This window comes from Rathayibacter sp. AY1C2 (assembly GCF_002931195.1).
GTDB lineage: Bacteria > Actinomycetota > Actinomycetes > Actinomycetales > Microbacteriaceae > Rathayibacter.
The window spans coordinates 1-20,352 of record NZ_PSWG01000013.1; the positions used below are offsets into that span (position 1 = coordinate 1).

A 20,352-nucleotide genomic window follows, 5' to 3' on the forward strand; every position below is an offset into this window, starting at 1 on the left:
GAAGCAGGCGCCGCCGCCGATGGTGGTGCGGCCCGCTCCGAAGAGCACCGAGGAGCAGCTCGCCGACCCCGAGCCGCCGCGTGCGCATCCTCGCCGTCGGAGCCGCGCTCGCCCTCGCCGCCGCGCTGCTCCCGGCGCAGGCCGCCGCCGCCGCCACTCCCGCCACCCTCTCGGTGCTGAGCCTCGGCGACTCCATCACCCAGGCCTACGGGACCTGCGGCTCCTTCGCGGACTGCCCCCGCAACAACTGGTCCACCGGCACCAGCTCCTCCGTGAACTCCTTCGCCTCCCGCTTGCGGACCGCGCTCCCCGGCACCACCGTCACGACCGCGAACTTCGCCACCACCGGCGACGTCGTCGCGCAGGTCCCCTCGCGGATCGACGCCGCGGTCGCCGCCGGCGTGCGGCCGGACGTCGTCACCCTGCTCATCGGCGGCAACGACCTCTGCTCGCCCGACAACCGCGTCGCCTCCGACGGCTACACGATGACCCCGGCGAGCACGTTCCGCACCGGAGCCTCCGCCGCGATCACGAAGATCCGCACCACGTGGCCCTCCGCCCGCATCGTCCTCTCGTCGATGCCGAACGTGGCCTCCGAGTGGTCGGTCGTGAAGACCGGAGTCGGCGCGCTCGTCTGGGCGGGCGGCGACCTCTGCCGGACCACGCGCGGCGTCAGCTCCACCGGCCGCAGGCTCAGCAGCACCGCCGCTGCCGCCTCCGCCGCTGCCGCGAAGACGCGGACGACGCAGTACAACACCGCGCTGCAGACGGCGTGCAGCGCCGCCGGTCAGCTCTGCGACTGGGACGGCGGAGCGCTCACCGCGACCCCCGTCACCAGGGGCCTGATCGGGACCACCGACTACTTCCACCCGAGCGTCGCGGGTCAGGCGAAGATCGCCTCGATCCAGTGGGCGGCGTCGAACTTCTCGAAGTAGCGGCCTCCGGAGCGGCCGCTCACGCGTCGAGCGGCCGCTCACCCTCGCGGCGGCGACGCTGCTCCTCGGCGAGCCGCGCGTAGTGCGCCTCCTCGCGCTCGAGGTCGGCGAGCTGCTCCTCGGTGCTCTTCGGAGCGGGCCGCACCACCATCGGCGGCGGCGCCTGCTTCCGGCGGCGGGGCACTCGGCCGCCCGGCACGAAGGATCCGCCGTCGCCGCGCTTCCAGTCGTGCCCGAGCAGGAACCACAGCGAGACGCCGATGAGCGGGAGGAAGAAGATCAGCAGGATCCACACGATCTTGGGCAGGTTCTTGATGATGTTGTCCGGCTGCCGTACGACGTCGACCAGCGCGAGCACGGTCAGGACGATGATCAGCAGCGAGAAGACGAACCCCATGCAGACGAGGGTACGACGCCGCCGCGCGAGCAGAGTGCTACTCGGAGAGTCGCATCACGACTCCGGCGTCGAACACTCCGCGGTCCGCTCCTTTCCTCTCGCGCACCGCTTCGACCTCGCTCCAGGCCACTCCGAGCTCCGACGCGAGCGCATGCAGGACTTCCGCGACGTCCGCCAGCTCTTCGACGGACGGGGCAGCCAGGACCTCGTCGCATTCCTCCTTCAGCTTCGCCAGGAGCCAGGCCCGCCGCTCGCCGGCATCGACGGATCTGAAGCGCGCGTCGACACCGAGACCCCAAAGCAGTGCCGGTACACCGTCTCGGACGAGCTTCTCCCTCGTCATGTCAGCAGCCGGACGAGCTCTGATGCTGACGCGACGGACCCGCCCGCGTCGACGTCGGGGGCCCGGAGAGCGTCGACTGCACCACGGACATCGCTCCACGGAGGACGGTCTCCGGTCACATCGACGGCCGGGCCCCATCGAGTACCCTCCGCTGAAAGTGGACCGAGCACCTTCCCCCACCCCGACAACTCCACCCGATACCCGTTCGAACGCCTCTCCGGATTGTGACCTGGAAGAATGACGGCTGGCACCCCTGATGCCACGCACGTCGTCGCGATTCCATGTCCTCCGTGATGCACGACGGCAGCCAGCTCCGGAAACACTTCTTCGAGATCCCAGAGAGCCGCGACGTGGATGGCGTCCGGGACATGTCGATATGAATCCGCTGACGCCTGGTCTCCGGTCGCCACATAGATTTCTCCTTCCCAGTTCTCGAAAGCGTGCAGGAACTCCGAGTCGATTCCTCCTACCGTCCGATAGAACAGCAACCCGGATCCATGCAGACCCGCTTTGACCGGTCCGAGAACGCCAGTGAAAACCACTTCTCTCATACCGACGCGGCTCTCCATTACGTCAAGACTCGGCGCACTCGGTATTGCGATCAGCCCGCGTTCGAACAGTTCTCGAACATCTCGATCGACCAGGGGAAGCCCTCGCCGCCCAAGAGCCTCGTTGACCGCCATGAGCGGTCCGGTCCAGATCTCGGACACTCCCTCGCCCTGATAGCGGTAGCCGACGAGCTGATTGTCTTGGCATAGCGTGACGATCGGGATGGAGAGCGAAGCGCAAGCTACGATCATCGACAATCGGTTATCGTTGATCACCCGGTCCGGCCTGAACCGCTGGAGCACAGCGACGTCAGCAACGACTGCTTTATCGAACACGCCAGGATCTCCCCATTCTGCCCATGGGTCGATGTCTGCGACACCTTCGCGGTAATAGGCCGTCGTGAAGATTCCCGCCTTCGAGACCAATCGATCGTGCACCGCATTCTGCCGACCGAGTAGAACACAGTCCCAACCCGCGGAGTGAAAAGCCCGACCTATGGCTACCAGGCGCGTGACGTGGCCGTTCCCCCTTCCCCACGAGACATGCAGTACAACGGGGCGCTTCATGTCGCCCTCGCAAACCGAAAATTCTCAACGAGCGCGACGACAGTCGAATGCGATGCAGCGGCGACCAGGCCCACCTCTTCTCCCGCGAGAGCGAGTTCCCAGTCGGCGAGATCTGGAGTTGCGTTCGCTCGCGCGATCACCGTACGCAGGTGATGCGGAGGAAGAGAGCGCGTCAATGGCGCGACGACCTTTTCGTGCGCATTGCCGATGACAACGTAGCCATCGACATCGCTACCAAGGGCTAGGACGTCTCGCCATGATGAGATCTCGATCTCTTGCGCTATTCCTGCATAGCCCCGCAGGTCTAGGGCGCCGGGGATCATGTGGACGTGCATGTGATGACAGAGGCGCTCTCCAGGACGACTTCGAAGACAGTGACCGGTACGCCCGTGCTCGAACAGAACGTAGTCCCCGAACTCTGCACAGATGCGCTTACCGAGGTCGGCCTCCAATGCGTCGAGCCGCTCTGCCGCCTGCGCATCCATGTCTGCGGCCGATGGATAGTGCTCGGTTGTGTAGATGAGGAGGTGACCCTGCCGAAGGGGAGCTGGATCAGAACAGACCGCGAGTCCGTCTTCCTCCCACACTCGACGCGGATTCGACCTGCAGAAGACGCATTCGGGGTCCCAGGTGACCGACATTCTTCATCATTTCCTTTCGCTCGAACTCGATGAGATGGACTGGACTGCGGCAAGTGCTAGATCGACCTCATTTGTCGTAGTTCTCGGCCCGAAACTCACCCGGACAGTCCCGCCATCGCCTGTGCCGAGAGTCTCGTGGGCCAGAGGAGAGCAATGCAGTCCGGCGCGAACGAGAATGTCGAAGCGTTCTTCGAGGAGCGAAGCAGCAACACTCGGGGTCACACGGTTCATCCGGAACGACACCACTCCGACAGGTTCTTCGGCGCTGGGCGATTCGATGAGGGTGACCGCGCCACCACCACTGAGACCAGTAACGAATCGTTCTCGCAAATCGGTTGCTCGACGCCGCCTTCTGGCGATCTCGGCCCCGTCCAACAGCCTCAGAGCCGCGCCTAACCCGGCGATTCCGATCCCATTCTGTGTTCCCGCCTCTTGCGACCAGGGCAGCCAGCAGGGATGATCCCGACTTTCAGAACGTCCACCCGATCCGCCGGTGACGAAAGGCGACAACCGGACACCTTCTCCGACAACAGCGCCACCAACACCCAAAGGTCCCCCCAAACCCTTGTGCCCAGCGAACACCAGCACGTCCGCAAGACCCGCGTCGACATCAAGGTACCCAAGCGCCTGCGCCCCATCCACGGCGATGAAAACACCGGCCTCTCTGCAGATTTCAGAGATTTCACGGATCGGAAGCACTGAACCGGAGACGTTGGAGGCCCAGGTGACAATGACCCCGGCGACTCCGCCGGCAAGCAGTTGCTCCTGCAGTCGATCGAGATCGAACGGTCCGCTGGTCGAGGGCGGAATGATCTCATGCCTGACCGAACCCTCCTGCGCCGCTGCATGAAGTGGCCGAACCACTGAATTGTGTTCGAAAGCGGACGTCAGGACGCGGCCCCCGATCGAGCCCAGGTGGTGCACAACCGCATTGAGAGACATCGTTGCATTCAGCGAGAAGGTCACCCGCTCCGGATCGATGCATTTGACCAGATCTGCTAGCGACTCACGAGCTGCCCAGACTTGGCCCTCAGCCCAAGCGGATAGCCGGTGCCCCGACCTGCCTGGGCTTGTTCCACGTTCAGCATAGGATTTCATGGCGTCCACTACATGATGCTCCTTGGGAAAAGACGTGGCCGCAGAATCGAGATAAATCACTCCGCACCTCTTCGTGTGGGTCTTCGTCGGTTCGATGTGATGATGAACATATATCCCACAGCCATCCACGCCGACGACTGGCACGAAATGACACTCGCCGCGCCTGGCTCTGTGAGAGCTGGACAGCGGGCGAGCCTTGGCGCCACGTCTGCGCGTGCGCTTGGTGTTCACGACCCGAGGGGTGCCACGCGCGCCACACTCTGGTCGCCGAAGGGCACAGCCTGCTACGGTCTCGCACATCGAATTGCGAAGTCACAAGCGAACTGACGTGAAGCGATCACTCCTTTACCGCGTCATCGCGGAGTGCAGTCCGCAACGTACAATGAGGGCCGGCTCTGCGATGCCTCCAGGTACGCGAGAAAGGATGAAGGCATGTCAGGACCGTTGATCTTCCCGCAGAAAGCAGACGGTGTTTCTCCGGAGGTTTCAGTCGTCGTTCCGACCTATGACCGCCCTGACGAGTTGAGAAGAACTCTGACGACATTAGCGCAACAAGAGGCGTCGTTCACCTATGAGGTCATCGTCGCAGACGACGGCTCTTCGAGCGATACCGTTGCGGTCGTCAAGGCCTTCGAACACGCAATTGACATCTCATACACTCGCCAACGAGACGACGGGTTCCGCCTGAGCGCGGTAAGGAATCTCGGCGCGCGAGCATCTCGGGGCAGAACACTGATCTTCCTCGATTGCGGCACTCTCGCGGGCGAGAACCTGATTCAGTCCCATGCGGCGAACGTGGAAGTCGGTAAACGCAGTACAGCAGGGCCGACCTACGGCTGGGACTTCTCTGGCGAAGATGCCCATGCATTCCGTTCTCTTGTCAGCGGCCCGGACTGGCGCACAAGACACATGGAGATGGCTACGCGGCCCGGCTACGCTGATTACAGATCGGACAAGTGGTTGGATGTCGATGTCCGGCGGGTTCCGCTGGCGGTCCCCTGGCGTTTCTACTGGGGACGGAACATTGCAGTGGCGCGATCGGATTTCTTCTCCGCGGGCGGTTTCGACGAGCGCTTCTCAACTTATGGAGTCGAAGATGTGGAGTTCGGCTACAGGCTATGCCGGATGGGCCTTTCTCTTCACTGGATAGAGGACGCGTGGGGCGTAGAACTGCCGAGCATCTCCGAAAATACAGCCGAACAAGCAAGAAGCAATCGAGCTAACCTGGAACAGTGGGCCGATCGATGTGTCGATATGGAAATCGAGTTCTTCATCTGCAACAGGCCCCTGGCGCAATTGGAGCAGCCCGAGTGGGAGCGCGTCGCGAGGTGGGCTCGAGATTCAACGAACAGCCGAGCTGACCTGCAGATCCTTCGTCAGCATCCGAACGACACATCGATGCTTTTCGTCGGACTGATGTCTGAAGTAGCTCATTCACAGTCCGTCGTCGCGCTCGGGCCGGGTTTTCCCATTGCGTCCGAACATCCGAGCGGCTGGTCGACTGCACGGCGACCGGTCAATCTCAACGCGATCGGGATCCGATGCGGTTTCGCCGAACGCGAATTCGACATGGTGTACCTGAGCGATGCGATGGCGCCCCTGGCTGCAGTGTGGGGTGAGCATCTTCTGGCCACGGCCCGGAGGTGCGGGAAGGACCTGTTGCTGGGGCGCGGTCTCGCCGCGACATTTCAATCAGCGGGGATAGGGTCGGACGGCTTTTAGGTGAGAGATATTCAGTGGCGCGCATCAGTTTCGGATCGCAACGACCCGGGCGACATCGAGGATCCACCTTCGTCCGCCCGCGCCAACTAGACCGGTCAGCGACTAAGGAGGAACCACTGTCTGGCGCTCGCGTCCCACAATCCGTCGCCCTGACCCTGCTGAGCAACGCGACCGTCGGAGGCCTCACGAGCGTAGCCGTTCCCGTCTCCCTCGACTCGGCCGGTCACTCAAAGGGCGAGATCGCCGTGTTCTTTCTCGTCAACGCGGCCGCCGCCATCGTCTACAACACCCTGCTCGTCCCTACAATTCGCCATCACGGGTACCCGCGCAGCGCATTGGTCCTGACCTGCGCAGCCGTCCCGGTCGCCCTCCTTGCACTCCGCGCGACCGCAGGTACATTCGTGCTCGTCATGCTGAGCGGCGTTCTCCTGCTCCTCGTCAGCACGATCGTCCCGCAGATCTTCGGCCGCGTCGCCGCGCAGCTGAGTGACGACGAACAGATCGCCGCGGTCACGCGTCTTCGGCTGATGACGGTCGGCGGATACATCCTCGGCCTCGTCATCTACTCGGCCGTGTCCGCGCTCGGGCTCGATCCTCTCTTGATCGCCTCCGTGTTCGGCGGCATCACGATGATCGGTGCGACCTGCAGACCATTCGCTGGACGCGCGTTCCCGCGCGAGCACGATGGCGGAGAAGTCGGAACGCCTCGAGCGAGAAGCGGAGCGTTCTTCACTGCGCTTGTCCTCGTGGCGCTTCTCAAGTCGGCCGACACCCTTCGGGGGATCTATCTGCCGCTGTTCGCTGTCTCGTCCGGGCTCCGCCCTGCCGAGGTGCCTCCTTTGTTCCTGATATCGGCTCTACTGGAGTTGGCCGCGCTGCCTCTGCTCGGTCGGCTCAGCGCGGCCCGCGGCAGCGCCGTCACCCTCGTCGTGATCGCCCTCTTCGGGGTCGGATCGTTCTCGCTCCTGCTCCTCGCGACCACCTATCCGGTGCTGCTGCTGGCCCAGGTGCTCTACGCCGTAGTGGGCGTCGGCTTTCAGAGCACCGGCCTGGTCCTGCTCGGTCGAACGAGCAGGGGCGGAGTCGGCGCGGGCGCCAGCGCATACACGGCCGTGACGCAGGTCGGGACCGTCCTCGGAGCAGTGCTGCCGCTGATGGTCGAGGGCTACTCGTCCGGGATCTTCGTCATCGCGACCGTCCTGGTGGCGCTGGCCGGGATGCTGGCCGTCGCGCTGCGGGCGGTCGGCGGACGCTGGTGACGGCATCCGATCGCGCCAGCACACCGGCGACTCTTGCGCACCGGATGCTGACTTTCTCGCGAAGCGCTGAATCAGACCGATGCACGCGTCTCAGCCGTAGTTGCGCACCCCCGCCCGGCCCTTCCGCGCTCATGACACCATCGGATGATGACCGAGACGCCGCCCGCCCCCGCCTCGACACCGGTGAAGAAGCGCCTCACGGCCGCCCGTCTCGCCCTGATCGCCGGCCTCGTCCTCGCCGTCGCCGGCCTGGCCGCGCTCGCACTCGTGCCTCTGCAGTACGCGAACATCGACCGTCAGGGCTTCGACTACGTCTGCAGCGTCAGCCTCGGCGGTGTCCCGCCCGAAGCGGGAGAGCTCGTCCGCGGCTTCTGGTCGTGGTGGCCGCTCGGCGCAGCCTGTGAATGGAAGCTCCTCAACGGCACGACGGTCGTCGACCTCCCCGACTGGTCGACGACCGCCGTCGCGATCGTGGGCGCCGTCCTGCTCGTCGTCGGAGCGGCGCTCGCGATCGCGTCGCCGTTCCTCCGCCGCCGGAGCGCTCCGGCCGGGACCGCCTAGCGGTCGAAGAGGTTGCCGAGGTCGCCGAGCCCCGGCAGCTGGAAGTCGGAGCCGAACTCCGACACCTGCTCCCCCAGCCCGGACACGTGCTCACCCGCACCGGAGACGAACTCTCCCGCGCCGCCCGTGATGTCACCGAAGTCGCCCAGATCGCCGAACCCGCCGGCGAGGTTCTCGAAGTCCACGCCGAGGCCGGACGCCCGCGCGAGCAGCGGACCGGCGACGCTGCTGATCACGGCGCCGCCCGCGACCGCCGCGAGCAGTCCGCCCGCCGCGCCGAGCCCGATGCCCGCCGCCGCTCCGACGCCGGCACCCGCGAGGGCGCCGCGGGTCCCCGGCTTCGAGAACATCTTCTTGAGGAACCCCGGGTCGTTCGCCTCGCCGCGCGTCGCCGCGCGCGCCAGGTCCTCGGGTGCGGACGACCGCGGTTGCTCGTTCGCGGGCAGCTCCTCGCGGAGCCGCGCCTCGACCTGTGTGCGCTGCGCCGTCGTCAGCTTCGCGAACGCGTCGCGGTGGACCTGCTCGAGCTGCTCCGGGTCGGCGGTGCGGAGGAGGTAGTCGTAGCGCGCGATCGCCGCGCGGTCCTCCTGCGTGACCACAGGCTGCTGCCCGGGCCGGGCGTCCTGGGGTCGCGCGGAGGGGCGCTGCGGCGAGCCGTACTGCTGGGGCGGCTGAGCCTGCCCGCTCCGCGAGTCGCCCGTCACCTTGTCGGCGGCGGTGCGCACCAGGTCGCGCCAATCGGTCGTCCCGCTCGAGGACGACCCCGAGCCGCTCTTCGAATCGAGCGCCTTCGACGCCATGCCGAGAACGCGCTTGAACATGCTCACAGAGAACCTTCCGTCGAGTACCAGCCTCGATCATGTCGGCGCCGCCTGAGCGAAGGCCCGCGAGACGCCCTCAGAAGGCCGTGAGCGCTCGGAGCCTTGGGCGTCGCTCCGAGAGCGCATCCGTGCTCTCCGCCTGATCGAGGAGCTCGCGCACGTACCGCGGGCGGAGGACGGCCCGCCACATCCCGCCGAGAAGGGGGTCTCGGATTCCGCCGGCCACCGCCTGCGGATGGCCGCCATGCGACCGGCTATCGCGAGCAGCGCACTGAAACCCGCGCGCCGTCTGTCCGCGAACGTGTCCCGCTGGATGGAGAGGCTCAGGACGAGGACGGCCGAGAACCCGCGAAGGAGCTCCTCGGTCGTGCGTCCCTGCCGCCGAGGAGTCCCCACCCGGGCAGGACCATCGAGGGCTCGGACCGTCGTCGCCTCGACGAGCAGAGCTCGGAGTGCTGGGCGGGGGGCGGACGCTGGCGTCAGACGGAGCGAAAGCGGCGGTCGTCCGATGGACTGATCCCGATTGCGGATCGTGGTGCCCCTGGAGGGACTCGAACCCCCAACCTGCTCCTTAGGACGGAGTCGCTCTTCCATTGAGCTACAGAGGCTGGCCGAGCCAGTGTACCCGCCGTGCCCCGCCCCCCGCGAAGCGGCGACAGGGCCTCACCACAACGCCAGCGAAGCACGCCGCGGGCCTCGTCGCGCTGACCGAGCGGCACGCACCTCTTGACACGGACGCCTCCCGCCTCCATGGTTAGTTACAACACCAACTAACCACCCTACCCAGCACCGAAGGAGCCCGCGTGGACGACTCCCGCCCGCTCTTCCTGCAGATCGCCGAGCAGATCGAGAACGACATCATCGACGGCGCACTGCCGGAGGAGTCGCAGGTCCCGTCGACCAACGAGTTCGCCGCGTTCCACCGCATCAATCCGGCCACCGCCGGCAAGGGCGTGAACCTGCTCGTCGACGACGGGGTGCTCTACAAGAAGAGGGGGATCGGCATGTTCGTCGCCGAGGGGGCGCGCGACCGGCTGGTCGAGAAGCGCCGCACGCAGTTCCGCGACCAGTTCGTCGCTCCGCTGCTCGCCGAGGCCGCCAAGCTCGGCCTCAGCACCGAGCAGCTCGCCGACATGATCACAGAAGGGGGATCGCGATGAGCGCGGTCATCGAGGTCCACGACCTCACCAAGCACTACGGACGCATGCGCGCCGTCGACGGCATCGGCTTCGCGCTGGAGGAGAACCGCATCCACGGCCTCCTCGGCCGCAACGGCGCGGGCAAGACGACGCTGATGTCGCTGCTCACCGGCCAGGAGTTCGCCAGCTCGGGCGAGATCCGCGTCTTCGGGCAGTCACCTGTGGAGAACGCCGCCGTCCTCTCCCGCACCTGCTTCATCAAGGAGAGCCAGAAGTACCCCGACGACTTCAAGGTGAAGCACGTCCTGCGCAGCGCTCCCTGGTTCTTCGACGGCTGGGACGAGGCGTTCGCCCGCGAGCTCGTCGAGGACTTCCGCCTCCCGGTCGACCGCAAGATCAAGAAGCTCTCCCGCGGACAGCTCTCGGCGATCGGAGTGATCGTCGGTCTCGCCTCCCGCGCCCCGCTCACGTTCTTCGACGAGCCGTACCTGGGGCTGGACGCCGTCGCCCGGCAGCTGTTCTACGACCGCCTCCTCCAGGACTTCGCCGAGCACCCGCGCACGGTCGTCCTCTCCACCCACCTCATCGACGAGGTCAGCAGCCTGCTCGAGCACGTCCTCGTCATCGATCAGGGCCGCCTCGTCGTCGACAGTGACGCGGAGGAGCTGCGGGGTGCTGCGGCAACGGTCATCGGACCCCGGCAGGCCGTCGAGTCGTTCACCGCCGGCCGCGAGGTCATCGCCCGCTCCGCTCTCGGCAGCCGCGCCTCGGCCACGCTCCCCCGGCTCGACGACGCCGGCCGCGCCTCCGCCGCCCGCCACGGGCTCGAACTCGAGTCCGTCCCCCTCCAGCAGCTCGTCGTCCAGCTCACCACCGGGAAGGCCTCGGAATGACCGCCCTCACCGGCGCCCCCGCGCGCCACGACACCGCCGCCGGCCGCCTCGGCAGCATCGTCCGCCTGCACTTCGCGAACCCCGCCACCATCCTCTACACGCCGCTGATCATCACGGCCGTCATCCTGGCGGGCAACCTGGTCGTCTGGTGGCTGATCCTCCGCGGGCTCGACTCCGGCGAGCGCCTCGAGGCGCAGGAGGGGATGACCTACTCCGGCGCGTCCTTCTTCCTCTTCGTCTACATGATGGTCGTGGCCGTCCAGTCGGTGAACGTCACCTTCGGCCTCGCCCTCGGCTACGGCGCCACCCGCCGCGACTTCTCCCTCGGCACGGCCCTCACCTTCGTCGCCCTCTCGGTCTTCTACACCGGCGTCTTCGTGGTCCTCGGGATCGTGGAGCGGGCGACCGACGGCTGGGGCTTCGGCGGCAGCTTCTTCCGCTCGATCTACTTCGGCGGGGACTCCGTGGGCGAGCAGGCTGTCGCGGTGCTCTGCGCCCTGCTCTTCTTCTTCTTCATCGGAGCGGCGACGGCGGCGGTCTACGTGCGCTGGCGCCAGCGCGGGATGCTGCTCTTCTTCGGGATCCTCGGCGCCCTCCTGCTGGCCGTGATCACCCTCCTCACGCTCACCGAGAACTGGCCCGCCGTCGGCTCCTTCTTCGGGAGCGTCGGATACGCGGGCGGCTACGCCCTCTCGCTCATCCCGACCGCGATCGCCGGAGTCGCGGGCTGGGCGATCCTCCGCCGCGCCACCCCGCGCAGCAGCTGACACCACCGCCACCGATCCGGAAGGACCGACCATGACCGCCGCCGCCCGCCGCTTTGCCTCCCCGCGGAGGATCCTCTCAATTCTGAGACTCCACCTCGCCCACCCCGGGACGGTCCTCGGCTGGCCACTGCTCGTCCTGCTCGCCGTCCTCGCCGGCAACCTCGTGATCTGGTGGCTCGTCCTCCGCGGGATCGGGGCCGAGCGGGGCGGCGGCGACTCCGGCATCCTCCTCGTGGGGCCGGGGATGCTGATCGTCGTCTTCCTCTTCATCGGCTCCATCCAGGCCACGACCGCCACCTTCGGGCTGGCGCTGAGCTACGGAGCGACCCGGCGCGACCACGTCCTCGGCAGCGCCCTCGCCTTCGCGGCACTGTCCGTGCTCTGGTCCGCGATCGTCGTGGCCCTCGGGGCGATCGAGGAGGCGACCGGGGGCTGGTGGCTGGGCGGCGCGCTCTTCCTCGCCTCTCCCCTCGACGGCCCGTGGCTCGAGCGCTTCGTCGTCCTGCTCTGCTCGCTCCTCACCGCCTTCGCCCTCGGCGGAGCAGCGGGCGCGGTCTTCCTCCGCTGGCGGGAGCGCGGAGTGACGGCCTTCCTCCTCGTCCTCGGAGCGGCGGCACTCGCGGTGGTCGTCGTCGTCGCTCTCGCCGGCGGCCGGCCGGTCGTGGTGGACGTCCTCGAGAGCGCGGGCACCGCCGGAGCCGCCGCTCTGCTCCTCGTCCCCGCCGCCCTGCTGACGGCGGTCGGCTCGCTGGTCCTCCGCCGGGCGACGCCGCGCGGCTGACCCCCTCCTGAGCCGGGCCTGCAAGGCCCTTCCGCCCCGGGCGTCCGGATGCCAGCGTGGGCACATGGCCGACTCCCCCGCTCCGTCTCTCCTTCCCGTCCCCGAGCACAGCTGGATCGCGCGACCCGCCGACGCCGAGCTGACCCAGGACACTCTCGACACGGTCGACGCCTGGTGGCGCGCCGCGAACTACCTCGCGGTCGGGCAGATCTACCTGCTCGCGAACCCGCTCCTGAAGACCCCGTTGAGCCGCGAGGACATCAAGCCCCGCCTGCTCGGCCACTGGGGCACCACCCCCGGCCTCAACCTGATCTACGCGCACCTGAACCGCGCGATCCGCGAGCGCCGCCAGCCGACCCTCTACATCACCGGTCCCGGCCACGGCGGACCGGGCATGGTCGCCAACGCCTACCTCGACGGCACCTACAGCGAGATCTACTCCCACATCGACCAGTCGGAGGAGGGGCTGCGCCGCCTCTTCCGCCAGTTCAGCTTCCCCGGGGGCATCCCAAGCCACGCCGCCCCCGAGACTCCGGGCAGCATCCACGAGGGCGGAGAGCTCGGCTACGCGCTGAGCCACGCGTACGGAGCGGCCTTCGACAACCCGGACCTCCTGGTCGCGGCGGTCGTCGGCGACGGCGAGGCCGAGACCGGCCCGCTCGCCACCAGCTGGCACTCCAACAAGTTCGTGAACCCGCTCACCGACGGCGTCGTCCTGCCGATCCTGCACCTCAACGGCTGGAAGATCGCGAACCCGACCGTCCTCGCCCGCATCCCGCAGGAGGAGCTCGACAGCCTCCTCCGGGGCTACGGCCACGAGCCGTTCCTCGTCGAGGGCGGCTTCGACGGCGAGGACCCGATGCGCGTGCACGAGCGGTTCGCCGACGTCCTGGACACGGTGCTCGACCGCATCGCGGCGATCAAGGAGCGCGCCGCAGCCGGCGACCTCTCACGCCCGGCCTGGCCGATGATCGTGCTGAAGACCCCGAAGGGCTGGACCTGCCCGACCGAGATCGACGGCGTCCAGGTGGAGGGCACCTACCGCTCGCACCAGGTCCCGCTGCCCAACGCCCGCGACACCGAGGCGCACACCCGCCTCCTCGAGGACTGGCTCCGCTCCTACCGGCCCGAGGAGCTCTTCACCGAGGAGGGCGGCGTGGTCGACCGCGTCCGCTCGCTGGCCCCCGAGGGCGAGCTGCGGATGAGCGCGACCCCGCACGCGAACGGCGGGCTGCTGCGGCAGACCCTCGACCTGCCCGACTTCCGCCGCTACGAGGTCGTCGTCGAGCAGCCGGGTGGCACCGTCGCGGAGGCGACGAAGGTGCTCGGCGAATGGCTCGCCGACGTCATCCGCGCCAACCCGACCAACTTCCGCCTCTTCGGGCCGGACGAGGTCGCGAGCAACCGGCTGCAGTCCGTCTACGCCGCCACCGACAAGCAGTGGGACGCCGAGCTCAGCCCCCTCGACGACCACCTGGCCCGCGCCGGGCGGGTCATGGAGGTGCTCTCGGAGCACCAGTGCCAGGGCTGGCTGGAGGGCTACCTGCTCACCGGCCGCCACGGGCTCTTCACCTGCTACGAGGCGTTCATCCACATCATCGACTCGATGTTCAACCAGCACGCGAAGTGGCTGGACGGCACCCGCGACATCGAGTGGCGCCGCCCGATCGCGAGCCTCAACTACCTGCTCTCGAGCCACGTCTGGCGCCAGGACCACAACGGCTTCAGCCACCAGGACCCCGGCTTCATCGACCACGTCGTCAACAAGAAGCCCGAGGTCGTGCGCGTCTACCTGCCCTTCGACGCGAACACGCTCCTCTCGACCTACGACCACTGCCTCCGGAGCGTGGACTACGTCAACGTGGTCGTCGCCGGCAAGCAGCCCTCGCCCCAGTGGCTCACGATGGCGGAGGCGGTCGCCCACTGCACGCGCGGACTCGGCATCCTGGAGTGGGCGAGCAGCGAGCGGCAGGGCGAGTCCCCGGACGTCGTGCTCGCCTGCGCGGGCGACGTGCCGACCCTCGAGACCCTCGCGGCGGTGAGCATCCTCCGCGAGACGCTGCCGGACCTCGCGATCCGCACGGTCAACGTGGTCGATCTGATGCGCCTGATGTCGGAGTCGGAGCACCCGCACGGCCTCTCCGACCGCGAGTTCGACGCGGTCTTCACCCCCGACCGCCCGATCGTGTTCGCGTACCACGGCTATCCGTGGCTGATCCACCGCCTGACCTACAAGCGGACCGGCCACGGCAACCTGCACGTGCGCGGGTACAAGGAGAACGGCACCACCACCACTCCCTTCGACATGGTGATGCTCAACGACCTCGACCGCTACTCGCTGGTGATCGACGTCATCGACCGGACCCCCGGCCTCGGCGCCCGCGCCGCCGGTCTCCGCCAGGAGATGCAGGACGCCCGCATCCGCGCCCGCGCCTACACCCGCGAGCACGGCGAGGACATCCCCGAGGTCGCGAACTGGACCTGGGCCGGCGAGCGCTCCGGCAACGCCAGCGCCAACACCGGCAACGACAACGAGTAACGCTGGGCCGCACCCCACGCCCCTCTCCTGACGGGTCGCGGTCGTGTCGCTGGCAAGGCGGAGGAGGAAGCGATACCGGCGGTATCGCGCCCGACGACAACGCCGCCAGCGGCGCGACCGCGGCCCGTCAGGCGCTGGCAAGGCGGAGGAGGGAGCGATACCGGCTATCGCGCCCGACGACAACGCCGCCAGCGGCGCGACCGCGGCCCGTCAGGCGGCGGGAGCCAGGTAGTCGTCCCAGTCGGGCTGCGTCCGCTCCGCGCCGCGCACGAGCCAGGAGCCGGCGCGCGGCATCCGGGGGACGGTGCGCAGACGCCATCCCATCTCGTGCGGGGTGCGGTCGCTCTTGACGTTGTTGCAGCGCTGGCAGCAGGCGACGAGGTTCTCCCACGTGTCCCGGCCCCCGCGCGACTTGGGCTGGATGTGGTCGATCGTCGCCGCGTGCTGACCGCAGTAGCCGCAGCGGTGGTTGTCCCGGCGGAGCACGCCCCGGCGCGACACCGGCACGCTCCGGCCGCTCGGGATGCGCACGTACCGGGTCAGCACGATCACCGAGGGCCGCACGTGGTCGCCGTGCGCGCTGTGCACCGGATTGCCCTCGTCCGCGGCGATCACGGTCGCCTTCTCCGTCATCAGCAGGACCAGGGCCCGCTTGAACGACACCACCGCGAGCGGCTCGTAGCCGGCGTTGAGAACCAGAGTGCGCATCAGTGACCTCCGTGCTGTCGCACGCCGTCGCGCGAAGGCACCGCGACCACGAGCAAGGGCGCCGTCGTGATGACGGCGCCCTGCGAGGCCGCGGCGGAGTGCCGCGCGATGACGTGGAGTCGTATCCGCGTGTCGGAGGAGTGCACCGCCGCGGTGAGGACCCGCGCGCGTATCGAATCGGCCGGCCGCACGCGCGAGCGCAGCCCCACGCTGTGGCGCCCGCTCCGCTCGGCCATCCCGGCACTCCGTCCCTCGACGAATCGATCCGCTCGCCACGCGAGCGGACTGGGGTTCAGGTTAACCCTTCACGCCCGGAACACCAGGGGTCGGTCCGGATTCGTCACGCGGCGTTCACACGGCGGGACGACGAGAGCGGATCGACCGGATCAGCCGTTGATGCGCACGATCCGGTAGTCGGAGGTCCACAGCGGCTGCACGCGGACGCTCGCGCCCTCGTACGGCGCGTGCAGGATGTTGCCGTTGCCCGCGTAGAAGCCGTCGTGGCCGTCCATGATGACGAGGTCGCCGGGCTGCGCGTCGGCGAGCGAGACGGGGGTGCCCATGGCGCCCTGGCCCGCGGCCGAGTGCGGCATCGAGATGCCGTACTGCGCGAAGACGTACATCACGAAGCCGGAGCAGTCGAAGCCGCTCGGGTCGGCTCCGCCGAAGACGTAGGGCACGCCCTGGTACTGCATCGCCGTGTCGAACACGGCCGAGAGGCTGTAGCTGGTGGTCGGGGCGGCGGCCGCGATTTCGCTGGCCGAGGCGCCGGAGTAGGAGTTGAACTCCTCGGCGGTCTCGGCGCGCGCCTCGGCGACGTCGCTCGTGTCGACGACGGGCTCGGCGACCACGACGGGCTCGGGCTCCGGTGCGGGCGGCGGGGGCGCCGCCTCGGCCGAGAAGCCGTCGCGGGCGATCGCGGCCTGCACCACTCCGCCGTCGACGGCGACGGTCTGCGCGGAGCCCTGACGGAGGAGGTCGGCCCGCGACGCCGCGAACAGGCCGTCGTCCTGGCTGCCCGGAGTGAAGGCGTAGGCGGGGAGCGCCATCGTCGCGACCAGCGCGCCGGCGAAGCCGACCATCGCGACCTTGCCGACGACACGGCCCCTGCGCTTGCGCGGGGTCCCGGCCGGCGACGGCACGAAGTCGGTGATGTCCGCGCGGCGGGCAGGAGCTGCGGGAACGGCGCGACGGGGGACGGGTGCGTCCCCGTGGATCCGGGCGCGGATGACCGGGGGCCGGTTCTCGAAGGTCGCGTCGCCGGAGCGGTCGGGGTGGTTGGAGCGGAACCGGTCGGGTGAGCCGGCGTCCTCGTTCGGGATAAGAGGGTTCTGGGGCAAGGGGGAGATCCTCCGACGTCCCCTCAGCCCAGGCAGCTGTCCCGTCTCATGCACGAAGCATCGGTGTGCACAGGATCCGAGACGGGTGTGGGGGCGTCGGATCCCGCGCCCTGGGACCGAGGCTCGGCCGCAGGGCTCCACAGAGCGTAAGCGACCGTTACCGATTTGTCACCTTCTCGGCGGAAAGAGACCGCTCTCCCATTCGCCTCCGGTCACCGGATGCGGTAGGGGCCCGTACGGGCCACTCCCAGGGAGGCGGGGGTCAGACGACGAGGAAGATGTGCGCCGCGACCTCGTTGGGCAGCTCGATGCCCGCCTCGGCTCCGTCCATGCGCGCGAGCACGTAGCCGTTGAGGGCCGAGAACTCGCCCTCGGCACCGGGCACGACCCCGGCCTGCTTGAGCTGGAGGAGGAGCTCCGGATCGACCTGCGCCGGCTCGCCGAGGCGTCGGACGACGCCGCGGCGGGGCTCGCTCAACCCGGCGACGAAGCGCGGCAGGCTGATGACGCCGTCGGCGAAGCGGGAGGCGGGGGTGTCGCCGAGCTCGTCCAGGCCCGGGATCGGGTTGCCGTAGGGCGACTCCGTCGGGTGGTCGAGCATCTCGAGGAGACGGCGCTCGACCTGCTCGCTCATCACGTGCTCCCAGCGGCAGGCCTCCTCGTGCACGAACTCCCAGTCGAGCTTGATGACGTCGTGGAGGAGCCGCTCGGCGAGGCGGTGCTTGCGCATGACGTGGATCGCCTTGCGGCGGCCGTCGGAGGTGAGCTCGAGGTGGCGGTCGCCCGAGACGACGACGAGGCCGTCGCGCTCCATGCGACCGACGGTCTGCGACACGGTCGGCCCGGAGTGGCTGAGCCGCTCCGAGATGCGCGCGCGCAGCGGGATGATGTTCTCCTCCTCGAGCTCGAGGATGGTGCGCAGGTACATCTCGGTGGTGTCGATCAGATCCGTCATCTCAGCCTTCCCGTCTCGGCGCGCTCCACCCTAGTGGTCGCCACGACGCAGCATCGGCGCTGCGGCGCGACTCAGGCCTCCGTCGCTCGGAGGAGGGGTGCGGGCCGGGAACCCTAGTATTAACGCATGCCGGACCTCACCATTCCTCGCGAGCTGCTCCCCCACGACGGACGGTTCGGCTGCGGCCCGTCCAAGGTGCGGCACGACCAGCTCGCCCACCTCGCGACGCAGGGCGCGCACCTCCTCGGGACCTCGCACCGCCAGGCGCCCGTCAAGGACCTCGTCGGGCGCGTGCGCGAGCATCTCGCCACGCTCTTCCGCATCCCCGACGGCTACGAGGTCCTGCTGGGCAACGGCGGCTCGACCGCCTTCTGGGACGCCGCCGCCTTCTCCCTCATCGAGCGCCGCGCCGAGAACCTCACGTTCGGCGAGTTCGGCCAGAAGTTCGCGGCCGCCGCCTCCGCGCCGTTCCTCGAGCCGGCCCACGTCGTCTCCGCCCCCGCGGGGTCCCGGAGCGAGGTCGAGATCGTCGAGGGGATCGACGTGTACGCGTGGCCCCACAACGAGACGAGCACCGGAGTGATGGCCCCGGTCCGCCGGGTCCGCGGCGACGAGGGCGCGCTCACCGTCATCGACGCCACCAGCGCGGCGGGCGGCATCGACGTCGACATCGCCGAGGCCGACGTCTACTACTTCGCCCCGCAGAAGAACTTCGCCTCCGACGGCGGACTCTGGTTCGGCCTCTTCTCCCCCGCCGCGATCGAGCGGATCGAGCGCATCGCGGCGAGCGGCCGCTACATCCCCGAGTTCCTCAGCCTCAAGAACGCCGTCGACAACTCGCGCCTGAACCAGACGCTGAACACTCCGGCGCTCTCGACCCTCCTGCTGATGGAGTCGCAGCTCGAGTGGATGAACGCCTCGGGCGGCCTGGCCTGGGCGTCGGCGCGCACGGCCGAGTCCTCCTCCGCGATCTACGACTGGGCCGAGGCCTCGAGCCTCGCCACCCCGTTCGTCGAGGTGCCCGAGCACCGCTCCCAGGTCGTCGCGACCGTCGACTTCGACGCCTCCGTCGATGCCGCTCTCGTCGCGAAGATCCTCCGCGCGAACGGGATCGTCGACACGGAGCCGTACCGCAAGCTCGGCCGCAACCAGCTGCGCGTGGCGACGTTCGTCGCGATCGAGCCGGACGACGTCCGCTCGCTGCTCGGCTGCATCGACCACGTCCTCGAGCGCCTGGCGGTCTGAGGCACGCCATGCGGCTGTGGCTGCGCGAGGAGGAGCGGCGGCCCGCGCCGCCGCCCTACGCGAGCGACGACGCGACGGCTCTGCTGGTCGGGTGCGTCGTCTGGGCGGTCGCGCTCGTGGCCGTGCTCGTGGCGACGGCCGTCGGAGCCGTCATCGAGCCGGTCGTCCTGTCGACCGTCGTGATCGGACTGGTCCTCGGCACGATCGGGCTGTTCTACAGCCGCAACCGCCGCTAGACCGCGTCGGTCTCCATCCGGAGTCCGGTGCCGTCGGCCTCGGGCTCGAGACGGACGCGCAGGCCGGTGAACTCGCCGAGGCGCTCGACGTGGGTGCCACCGCACGCGATCGCGGCGTCCCCCGCGGGGAGGGTGCAGCGCCATGTCCGCCGCGTGCTGAGGAGGTCGTCGTCGCGCTCGATGCGCACCTCCGCGTCCGAGGCGATCCACTCGGCGAGGAGGGCGTTCACCCGCTCCTGCACCTCGAGGATCTCCGCCAGCAGGCGGGCGGTGTCCATCCCGCTGCGTCGGAGGGACTTGCCGAGGCGGTAGACGTCGGTGGAGCCGGACTCGCGGATCCGCGAGGTCTGGATCGCCGCCTGGTCGAAGTCCGGGTTCCCGAGAGCATCGGTGCGCGCCGGCTTCGACCAGAACGAGGCCAGAGCGGCGTTCAGGGCGAGGGAGGCGAGGTGGCAGGCGGTGTGCCCACGGGAGAGCTCGTGCCGGTGCTCCGCGTCGACCTCGACGTCGACCTCGTCGTCCACGTGGAGTGAGGAGGCGTCGTCGACGATCTGGACGACGACGAAGCTCCACTCCGGAGTGCCGAGCCGCGCCGGGAGCCGCTCGCCGACGTGCAGCTCGCCGCCCTGCCACGCCCCGATGCGGCAGTCGATGAGGGGATGCCGCTCCCCCGCCACGACCAGCGCGCCGCGGTCGGGCCCCTGGTCGGGCCAGGTCGGGTCGACGGGGTGAGCGGAGGTCGCATCGAGGACGACCGCCCAGCGGCCGTCCTCCAGCCGGCCCACGTGCTGCACGCGCCCGGAGGAGCGCACGGCGCCGTCGGGATAAGCGATGCGGGTGTCGGAGTCGATGCTCAT

21 protein-coding genes and 1 tRNA gene are annotated in these 20,352 nt (G+C 68.7%); 11 read left to right on the forward strand and 11 right to left on the reverse strand.

Annotated elements, in window-relative coordinates:
• Positions 1-935 (forward strand): GDSL-type esterase/lipase family protein (locus C5C55_RS10400; protein ID WP_258072537.1); only part of this gene is annotated, 935 nt, incomplete at its 5' end.
• Between the two features lie 19 nt (positions 936-954).
• On the opposite strand, the gene C5C55_RS10405 is transcribed toward C5C55_RS10400, so the two are convergent.
• From C5C55_RS10405 to C5C55_RS10425, 5 genes are read right to left on the reverse strand one after another with little or no spacing between them, the layout of a single operon-like run.
• Positions 955-1,332 (reverse strand): PLD nuclease N-terminal domain-containing protein, encoded by a 378-nt coding sequence (locus tag C5C55_RS10405; RefSeq protein ID WP_104224622.1) that lies wholly within the window; start codon positions 1,330-1,332, stop codon positions 955-957.
• 37 nt (positions 1,333-1,369) lie between these two features.
• Positions 1,370-1,675 (reverse strand): nucleoside triphosphate pyrophosphohydrolase, encoded by a 306-nt coding sequence (locus C5C55_RS10410; RefSeq protein ID WP_104226465.1) that lies wholly within the window; start codon positions 1,673-1,675, stop codon positions 1,370-1,372.
• Positions 1,672-2,790 (reverse strand): glycosyltransferase, encoded by a 1,119-nt coding sequence (locus C5C55_RS16335; RefSeq protein ID WP_146078809.1) that lies wholly within the window; start codon positions 2,788-2,790, stop codon positions 1,672-1,674. The genes C5C55_RS10410 and C5C55_RS16335 overlap by 4 nt, the downstream gene beginning before the upstream one ends.
• A complete protein-coding gene (locus C5C55_RS16340) occupies positions 2,787-3,431 on the reverse strand; it encodes a hypothetical protein (RefSeq protein WP_146076843.1) in 645 nt (214 codons plus the stop codon). Before C5C55_RS16340 ends, C5C55_RS16335 begins: the two co-directional genes overlap by 4 nt.
• Positions 3,432-3,437: 6 nt before the next feature.
• Entirely contained in the window at positions 3,438-4,589 is a 1,152-nt protein-coding gene (locus tag C5C55_RS10425) for an aminotransferase class V-fold PLP-dependent enzyme (protein ID WP_181065646.1), read from the reverse strand.
• 372 nt (positions 4,590-4,961) lie between these two features.
• Here C5C55_RS10425 and C5C55_RS10430 point away from each other — a divergent pair, with 372 nt between their 5' ends.
• The 3 genes from C5C55_RS10430 (at position 4,962) to C5C55_RS10440 (ending at position 8,071) form a co-directional block, all read left to right on the forward strand.
• Positions 4,962-6,251 carry a glycosyltransferase gene (locus C5C55_RS10430; protein WP_104233878.1) on the forward strand — a complete coding sequence of 430 codons (1,290 nt, stop codon included), beginning with the start codon at positions 4,962-4,964 and terminating at the stop codon, positions 6,249-6,251.
• A 14-nt stretch (positions 6,252-6,265) separates the two neighbouring features.
• A complete protein-coding gene (locus tag C5C55_RS10435) occupies positions 6,266-7,510 on the forward strand; it encodes a hypothetical protein (protein ID WP_146080932.1) in 1,245 nt (414 codons plus the stop codon).
• A gap of 147 nt (positions 7,511-7,657) precedes the next feature.
• Positions 7,658-8,071, forward strand: coding sequence for a hypothetical protein (locus C5C55_RS10440; protein WP_104339898.1), 414 nt, complete (start codon positions 7,658-7,660; stop codon positions 8,069-8,071).
• Here C5C55_RS10440 and C5C55_RS10445 read toward each other — a convergent pair.
• Both C5C55_RS10445 and C5C55_RS10450 read right to left on the reverse strand, forming a co-directional pair.
• Positions 8,068-8,892 carry a hypothetical protein gene (locus C5C55_RS10445; RefSeq protein WP_258072538.1) on the reverse strand — a complete coding sequence of 275 codons (825 nt, stop codon included), beginning with the start codon at positions 8,890-8,892 and terminating at the stop codon, positions 8,068-8,070. The genes C5C55_RS10440 and C5C55_RS10445 overlap by 4 nt on opposite strands.
• A gap of 533 nt (positions 8,893-9,425) precedes the next feature.
• A tRNA-Arg gene (locus C5C55_RS10450) sits at positions 9,426-9,500 on the reverse strand.
• A 195-nt stretch (positions 9,501-9,695) separates the two neighbouring features.
• On the opposite strand from C5C55_RS10450, the gene C5C55_RS10455 reads away from it, so the two are divergent.
• The 5 genes from C5C55_RS10455 (at position 9,696) to C5C55_RS10475 (ending at position 15,011) form a co-directional block, all read left to right on the forward strand.
• Entirely contained in the window at positions 9,696-10,052 is a 357-nt protein-coding gene (locus tag C5C55_RS10455) for a GntR family transcriptional regulator (protein ID WP_104224613.1), read from the forward strand.
• Positions 10,049-10,924, forward strand: coding sequence for an ABC transporter ATP-binding protein (locus tag C5C55_RS10460; RefSeq protein WP_104224612.1), 876 nt, complete (start codon positions 10,049-10,051; stop codon positions 10,922-10,924). The genes C5C55_RS10455 and C5C55_RS10460 overlap by 4 nt, the downstream gene beginning before the upstream one ends.
• The gene (locus C5C55_RS10465; protein WP_104233881.1) at positions 10,921-11,691 is read left to right on the forward strand and encodes an ABC transporter permease; all 771 of its coding nucleotides are present in this window, start codon (positions 10,921-10,923) and stop codon (positions 11,689-11,691) included. The genes C5C55_RS10460 and C5C55_RS10465 overlap by 4 nt, the downstream gene beginning before the upstream one ends.
• Positions 11,692-11,722: 31 nt before the next feature.
• Positions 11,723-12,472 carry a hypothetical protein gene (locus tag C5C55_RS10470; RefSeq protein ID WP_104233882.1) on the forward strand — a complete coding sequence of 250 codons (750 nt, stop codon included), beginning with the start codon at positions 11,723-11,725 and terminating at the stop codon, positions 12,470-12,472.
• A gap of 64 nt (positions 12,473-12,536) precedes the next feature.
• Positions 12,537-15,011: a phosphoketolase gene (locus C5C55_RS10475; protein WP_104233883.1), complete on the forward strand. Its 2,475-nt coding sequence runs from the start codon at positions 12,537-12,539 to the stop codon at positions 15,009-15,011.
• A 210-nt stretch (positions 15,012-15,221) separates the two neighbouring features.
• On the opposite strand, the gene C5C55_RS10480 is transcribed toward C5C55_RS10475, so the two are convergent.
• From C5C55_RS10480 to C5C55_RS10495, 3 genes are all read right to left on the reverse strand, one after another.
• Complete coding sequence (locus C5C55_RS10480) at positions 15,222-15,719, reverse strand: HNH endonuclease (RefSeq protein WP_104224608.1); 498 nt, start codon at positions 15,717-15,719, stop codon at positions 15,222-15,224.
• A gap of 386 nt (positions 15,720-16,105) precedes the next feature.
• Positions 16,106-17,059 (reverse strand): C40 family peptidase, encoded by a 954-nt coding sequence (locus C5C55_RS16615; protein WP_258067539.1) that lies wholly within the window; start codon positions 17,057-17,059, stop codon positions 16,106-16,108.
• 262 nt (positions 17,060-17,321) lie between these two features.
• On the reverse strand, positions 17,322-18,014 hold the full coding sequence (locus tag C5C55_RS10495) for a metal-dependent transcriptional regulator (protein ID WP_104233885.1): 693 nt from the start codon (positions 18,012-18,014) through the stop codon (positions 17,322-17,324).
• A 126-nt stretch (positions 18,015-18,140) separates the two neighbouring features.
• On the opposite strand from C5C55_RS10495, the gene serC reads away from it, so the two are divergent.
• Complete coding sequence (serC, locus tag C5C55_RS10500) at positions 18,141-19,259, forward strand: phosphoserine transaminase (protein WP_104224605.1); 1,119 nt, start codon at positions 18,141-18,143, stop codon at positions 19,257-19,259.
• Positions 19,260-19,267: 8 nt separating this feature from the next.
• Entirely contained in the window at positions 19,268-19,495 is a 228-nt protein-coding gene (locus C5C55_RS10505; protein WP_104224604.1) for a DUF2530 domain-containing protein, read from the forward strand.
• On the opposite strand, the gene C5C55_RS10510 is transcribed toward C5C55_RS10505, so the two are convergent.
• On the reverse strand, positions 19,492-20,352 hold the full coding sequence (locus C5C55_RS10510; protein ID WP_104233886.1) for a metal-dependent hydrolase: 861 nt from the start codon (positions 20,350-20,352) through the stop codon (positions 19,492-19,494). The two genes, C5C55_RS10505 and C5C55_RS10510, sit on opposite strands and share 4 nt — an antisense overlap.